Annotated in this window: 2 protein-coding genes and 1 pseudogene; 2 read left to right on the top strand and 1 reads right to left on the bottom strand. The window is 71.1% G+C overall.

All coding sequences use genetic code 11. The features are described 5' to 3' along the window. The first annotated feature begins 16 nt into the window (after positions 1–16). Together OO68_RS04995 and OO68_RS05000 are read left to right on the top strand one after the other, a co-directional pair. Positions 17–3,814, top strand: coding sequence for a GH92 family glycosyl hydrolase (locus tag OO68_RS04995; protein ID WP_078625170.1), 3,798 nt, complete (start codon positions 17–19; stop codon positions 3,812–3,814). Positions 3,815–3,834: 20 nt separating this feature from the next. Beyond that, positions 3,835–5,826 (top strand): alpha-glucuronidase, encoded by a 1,992-nt coding sequence (locus OO68_RS05000; protein WP_078625171.1) that lies wholly within the window; start codon positions 3,835–3,837, stop codon positions 5,824–5,826. Here OO68_RS05000 and OO68_RS05005 read toward each other — a convergent pair. After that, positions 5,820–6,941: pseudogene (locus OO68_RS05005) on the bottom strand (beta-galactosidase); the annotation flags it as partial. The gene OO68_RS05000 and the pseudogene OO68_RS05005 overlap by 7 nt on opposite strands. Positions 6,942–7,036 lie beyond the last annotated feature (95 nt).

The raw sequence follows: 7,036 nt of genomic DNA on the forward strand, positions 1-7,036 counted from the left end.
GGGAGGGTACCCGTTGATGCAGCGGAAAGCTCGGCACAGATGGGGTTCGGCGGTCGTGTCGGCGACCGCCTTCGCTTTGGCCCTGGGTTCGCAGGGCGTTGCGGTCGCACTGCCGCAAGCCCCTGATCGACCCGATCGGGGGTTCGCGTCCTCGTTCGAGGCGGACGACCCGCTTCCGGACTGGCTGAACACCGTCGATACCGGTCCCGACGGCGCCAAGCGCGCCTCGGGCGTGGACGGCGGCTACAGCAGCGGCATACCGGGCAATGTGACGGACCAGGTCACGGAGGTCCGGGCCAGCGCCGAGAACACGGGCGGCGGCGAGGTGAAGGAGAACCTGGTCGACCTCGAACCGAGCACCAAGTGGCTCACCTTCGAGCCCACCGGCTGGGCCGAGTTCGACCTGGACAAACCCGTCAAACTGGCACGTTACGCACTGACGTCGGCCAATGACGCCGAAGAGCGCGACCCCAGGGACTGGACCCTGAAGGGTTCGGCCGACGGCAAGGAGTGGACGACGCTCGACACCCGCTCCGGCGAGAGCTTCGCGGAGCGGTTCGAGACCAAGACGTACGACCTCGCCGAACCCGGCGAGTACCGGCACTTCCGGCTGGACGTCACCGGGAACAACGGCGGCGGCATCCTCCAGCTCGCCGACCTCCAGCTGTCCACGGGCGGCGGCGAAGGGCCGGTCCCGCAGGACATGCTCTCCCTGGTCGACCGCGGCCCGAGCGGCTCCCCCACCGCCAAGGCGGGCGCCGGGTTCACCGGGAAGCGGGCCCTGCGGTACGCCGGACGGCACACCACCGACGGGCGGGCGTACTCGTACAACAAGGTCTTCGACGTCAACGTGGCCGTCGGCCGGAACACCCGGCTGGCCTACCGGATCTTCCCGTCGATGGCGGACGGCGACCTCGACTACGACGCCACGAACGTCTCCGTCGACCTCGTCTTCACCGACGGCACCCACCTGAGCGATCTGCGCGCCACCGACCAGCACGGTTTCCCGCTCACCCCGCAGGGGCAGGGCGCGGCGAAGATCCTCTACGTCAACCAGTGGAACGACGTGGCCTCGCGGATCGGGTCGGTCGCTGCCGGCAAGACCGTGGACCGGATCCTGGTGGCGTACGACTCCCCCAAGGGCCCGGCGAAGTTCCGGGGCTGGCTGGACGACGTGACCATCGAGTCCGTCGCCCCCGAGCGGCCGAAGGCGCATCTGTCGGACTACGCGGTGACGACCCGGGGCACCAACTCCAGCGGCGGCTTCTCACGCGGCAACAACTTCCCGGCGACGGCGGTGCCGCACGGCTTCAACTTCTGGACGCCGGTGACCAGCGCGGGCTCGCTGAGCTGGCTGTACGACTATTCGCGGGCCAACAACGCCGACAATCTGCCGACGATCCAGGCGTTCAGCGCGAGTCATGAGCCCAGTCCCTGGATGGGCGACCGGCAGACCTTCCAGGTGATGCCGTCCGTCGCCTCCGGCACTCCGGACCTCGGCCGGGAGGCGCGGGAGCTGGCCTTCAGGCACGAGAACGAGACGGCGCGGCCGTACTACTACGGGGTGCGGTTCGAGAACGGGCTGAAGGCCGAGATGGCGCCGACCGACCATGCGGCGGCGCTGCGCTTCACCTACCCCGGCGACGACGCGAGCGTCCTCTTCGACAACGTGACCGACCAGGCCGGTCTCACGCTCGACAAGGAGAACGGGGTCGTCACCGGCTACTCGGACGTGAAGTCCGGGCTGTCGACGGGGGCGACCCGGCTGTTCGTCCACGGCGAGTTCGACGAACCCGTGACGGAGGGCGGCTCCAGCGGCGTCAAGGGCCATCTGCGCTTCAAGGCCGACGACCGGACCGTCACCCTGCGCCTGGCCACCTCGCTGATCAGCCTCGACCAGGCCAAGGACAACCTGCGCCAGGAGATCCCGGAGGGCAGGTCCTTCGAGGCGGTGAAGAAGAGCGCCCAGCGGCAGTGGGACCGGCTGCTCGGCAAGGTCGAGGTCGAGGGCGCGACCCCCGACCAGCTGACGACGCTGTACTCCAGCCTCTACCGGCTGTACCTGTACCCGAACTCCGGGTTCGAGAAGGTCGACGGCACGTACCAGTACGCCTCGCCGTTCTCCCCCATGCCGAAGCCGGACACCCCGACGCACACCGGCGCGAAGATCGTCGACGGCAAGGTGTACGTCAACAACGGTTTCTGGGACACCTACCGGACGACCTGGCCCGCGTACTCGTTCCTGACCCCGTCCCGGGCGGGTGAGCTGGTCGACGGGTTCGTGCAGCAGTTCAAGGACGGCGGCTGGACCTCCCGCTGGTCCTCCCCCGGCTACGCGGACCTCATGACGGGCACCTCCTCGGACGTGGCGTTCGCGGACGCGTACGTCAAGGGCGTCGACTTCGACGCGAAGGCAGCCTATGAGGCGGCCGTGAAGAACGCGACGGTCGTGCCGCCGAAGCCGGGCGTCGGCCGCAAGGGCATGGCCACCTCCCCCTTCCTCGGCTACACGAGTACCGAGACGCACGAGGGCCTGTCCTGGGCGCTGGAGGGCTACCTCAACGACTACGGCATCTCCCGCATGGGCCGGAAGCTGTACGAGGAGACCGGCGAGCGGCGCTACAAGGAGGAGTCGGAGTACTTCCTGGACCGCGCCCGGGACTACGTGAACCTCTTCGACGCGAAGGCGGGCTTCTTCCAGGGCCGGAACGCGAAGGGCGACTGGCGGGTGGAGTCCGCGAAGTACGACCCGCGGGTGTGGGGCCACGACTACACCGAGACCAACGGTTGGGGCTACGCCTTCACCGCCCCGCAGGACAGCCGGGGCCTGGCGAACCTCTACGGCGGCCGCAAGGGCCTCGCCGACAAGCTCGACGCGTACCTCTCCACCCCCGAGACGGCCTCCCCCGAGTTCGTCGGCTCCTACGGCGGTGTCATCCACGAGATGACCGAGGCGCGGGACGTGCGGATGGGCATGTACGGGCACTCCAACCAGGTCGCCCACCACGCCCTGTACATGTACGACGCGGCCGGGCAGCCCTGGAAGACGCAGAAGAACGTCCGCGAGGTGCTGTCCCGGCTGTACACCGGCAGCGAGATCGGGCAGGGCTACCACGGCGACGAGGACAACGGCGAGCAGTCGGCCTGGTACCTGTTCTCCGCGCTCGGCTTCTATCCGCTGGTGATGGGCAGCGGCGAGTACGCCATCGGCTCGCCCCTGTTCGCGAAGGCGACCGTGCACCTGGAGAACGGGCGCGAGCTGGTGGTGAAGGCGCCCCGGAACAGCGCGCGGAACGTCTACGTGCAGGGGCTGAAGGTCAACGGCCGGACCTGGTCGAAGACCTCCCTGCCGCACGCGCTGGTCGCCAAGGGCGGTGTCCTGGAGTTCGACATGGGCCCGCGGCCGTCGTCCTGGGGCACGGGCGGGCATGCCGCGCCCGTGTCGATCACCCGGGACGACGAGGTGCCGACGCCCCGTGCGGACGTGCTGGAGGGCGACGGTGCCCTGTTCGACGACACGTCGGCGACGGACGCTGCGGTGACGTCCGTGGACCTGCCGGTCCGGAAGGGCGCCGAGGCGGTCCAGTACACGCTGACGTCGTCGGCGGACCGGGCGAAGGCACCGGACGGCTGGACGCTCCAGGGCTCCTCGGACGGTGAGACCTGGCAGACGCTGGACCGGCGCTCCGGGGAGTCCTTCGCCTGGGACCGGCAGACCCGTGCGTTCTCGGTGAAGTCACCGGGTACGTACGAGAGGTACCGCCTGGTCCTCGACGGTGAGGCGACCCTGGCGGAGGTCGAACTGCTGGGCTGAACAACCGAGTTGGGGGTCTCGTGCCACTTCCCGTGCCCGTCCTGCCCGAGGGTGTCGACCCGGCCTGGCTGCCGCCCGCCGCCTTCCGGGCGATCGGTGGCCGCCGGACGCTGATCCGGGGGGCGGCTCCCCTGGTGGAGACGGTGCACGGGGAGGTGGCTCAGGCCTGCCGGCGGTTCGGGGGCCGGGTCGAGCGCGACGCCGTACCGGACGGCGCGTACGACCTGGTCCTCGGCCTCGGCGCCGACGGTCCGGAACTCCTCGGCGAGGAGGGGTTCACCTGCGCGCGGGAGGGCGGCACGACGACCGTCACCGCCTCCGGCGGACGCGGACTGCTGTACGGGCTGTTCCATGTCGTACGCCTCGGGGAGGCGGCCTTCACCGGCGAGCACGCGAGGCAGACCCACCGTCCCGCACTCGCCCTGCGCATGCTCGACCACTGGGACAACGTGGCCGTGCACCCGGTCATGGGCCAGGTGGAGCGCGGGTACGCCGGCGGTTCGCTGTTCTGGGACGACGGGCGGGCGCGCGGCGACCTGGAGCGGGTGCGGGCCTACGGACGGCTGCTCGCGGCGTGCGGGATCAACGCCGTCGCCGTCAACAACGTCAACGTGCACGCCACCGAGGCGCGCCTGCTGACCGACCGCATCGGTGAAGTGTCCGGCATCGCCGCGGCGTTGCGGTCCTACGGCATCCGCACCCACCTGTCGGTCTCCTTCGCCGCACCGGTCACGCTGGGCGGGCTGCCCACCGCGGATCCGCTGGACGGGGCGGTGCGCGACTGGTGGGCCGGGGCGACGCGGCGGGTGTACGAGGCGATACCCGACTTCGGCGGGTACGTGGTGAAGGCGGACTCGGAGGGGCAGCCGGGGCCGTTCGCGTACGGCCGTAGTCACGCCGAGGGGGCGAACCTGCTGGCGGCGGCGCTGGAGCCGTTCGGGGGCACGCTGCACTGGCGGGCGTTCGTCTACGACCACCGCCAGGACTGGCGGGACCGCACGACCGACCGGGCCCGGGCCGCGTACGACCATTTCGTGCCGCTGGACGGGGAGTTCGCCGGCAACGCCGTACTCCAGGTGAAGCACGGGCCGATGGACTTCCAGGTGCGTGAGCCGGTCTCGCCGCTGATCGGTGCGATGCCGCGGACCCGGCTGGCGGTGGAACTGCAGGCCACCCAGGAGTACACCGGGCAGCAGCGGCATGTGTGCTGGCTGGGGCCGATGTGGAGTGAGGTCCTGCGGTTCCGGCCCGAACACGACCGGTCGGTCGGCGCGTTGGCCCGGGGCGGACTGGTCGCCGTGTCGAACGCCGGTGACGATCCGTTCTGGACGGGGCATCCGCTGGCGCAGTCGAACCTGTACACCTTCGGGCGGCTGGCCTGGCGGCCGGACGCCGAACCGCGCGCGGTGCTCGACGAGTGGATCGGGCTCAGCTTCCCGGACGCGCCCCCGCAGGTGGCCGACGGGCTGCACGCCGTGCTCGACGGCTCCTGGCGGACGTACGAGAAGTACACCGCTCCCCTGGGCGTGGGCTTCATGGTGCAGCCGGGGCACCACTACGGGCCGAGCGTGGACGGCTACGAGTACAGCCCTTGGGGGACCTACCATTTCGCCGACCGGGACGGGATCGGCGTCGACCGCAGTGTGGCGACCGGCACGGGCTACGCGGGCCAGTACGCCAAGCCGTGGGCCGAGCTGTACGAGTCGCCGGACACCTGCCCCGACGAGCTGCTGCTGTTCTTCCACCACGTGCCGTACGGGCACACCCTGCACAGCGGCAAGACGGTGATCCAGCACATCTACGACACCCACTTCGAGGGTGTCGAGATGGTCGAGGAGGCCCGGTCGGTGTGGGCGTCCCTGGCCGGGCTGGTGGACCCGGCGCGTCACGCGCTCGTGGCGCAGCGCTACGAGGAGCAGCTCCGCGGCGCCCGCGAGTGGCGCGACCAGGTCAACAGCTACTTCTTCCGCAAGTCCGGGGTGCCGGACGGGCGGGGGCGGCGGATCTACTGAAGGATCGCGACGCCCAGGGGATCGAGGACCAGGGGTCCGCCCTGGTCCAGCCGTTTGCCGGTGAGCAGGTCGGTCGCGGCGGTGTGGGCGGTGAGGCGGGCCGGTTCGGGGGTGTGGTTGAGGAGGAAGAGCAGGCGGGTGCCGTCGGGGGTGACGCGGGTGGCGGTCTCCACCTCGGGGTGGCCGGCGTAGGGGCCGAGCAAGTCGTGCCGGGTCAGGATCCGGCGGACGACCGCCTCGACGCCCGGCCGGGCGAGGGCGGTGGCGACGTACCAGGCCTCGCCGCCGTGGTCGCCGACGGGGTTGCGGGTCACGGCCGGGGTGCCCGCGTAGAAGTCGGTGCCGTACGTGGCGACGGGCTCGGCGCCGCGCGGGAGCACGATCTCGAAGACGAGCCGGGCCTCCGTGCCCAGCTCGGGGACGGTCTGGGTGAACTCCGGCGGCCGGGCGTCCCCTTCGTCCACGCGGATGCCCATGAGGGGGGCGAGCGGCCCGGGGACGTCGGTGAGGAACGCGCGGTCGTGCTCGTCGACGCGGCCGGAGAGGAAGGTGGCCAGGACCGTGCCGCCGCGGGCGGCGACGGCTTCGAGGCGGGCGGCGAGGTCGCCCTTGACCATGTGGAGGGCGGGGGCGAGGACGACGTCGTAGGGCGTGAGGTCGGCGGTCTGCGGGATCACGTCCACGTCGGCGCCCGCCTCCCGGGCGGCCCGGTAGTAGGCGTGGACCACGTCCGGGTACTTCACCAACCGGGACGGACCGTCGGAGATCTCCAGGGCCCACCAGCTGTCCCAGTCGAAGAGGAGCGCGGTGCGGGCGGGGGTGCGGGCGCCGAGCGTCCGGTCTCCCAGGGTCTCCAGTTCCCGTCCCAGGGCGGCGACTTCGCGGAAGACGCGGGTGTCGTCGCGGCCCGCGTGGCCGATGACGGCCCCGTGGTACTTCTCGCAGGCGCCGCGGGAGGCGCGCATCTGGAAGTAGAGGGCCGCGTCGGCGCCGTGGGCGATGGCCTGGAAGGTGGCGAGGCGGAGTTCGCCGGGCCGCCGCAGCGGGTTGACGTCGCGGCAGGCCGTCGTGGACGGGGTCTGCTCCATCAGCCAGAAGGGGGTGCCGTCCTTAAGAGGTCATCTCGATTGGTGGATCGAAGTGCCGGCGCCCCGGCGGACTGAGCCACTGGGTGCTGGTGCGACGATGCAGGGATGCGCGAGGTCAATGA

Source organism: Streptomyces iakyrus (assembly GCF_000717055.1).
GTDB classification, from domain to species: domain Bacteria; phylum Actinomycetota; class Actinomycetes; order Streptomycetales; family Streptomycetaceae; genus Streptomyces; species Streptomyces iakyrus.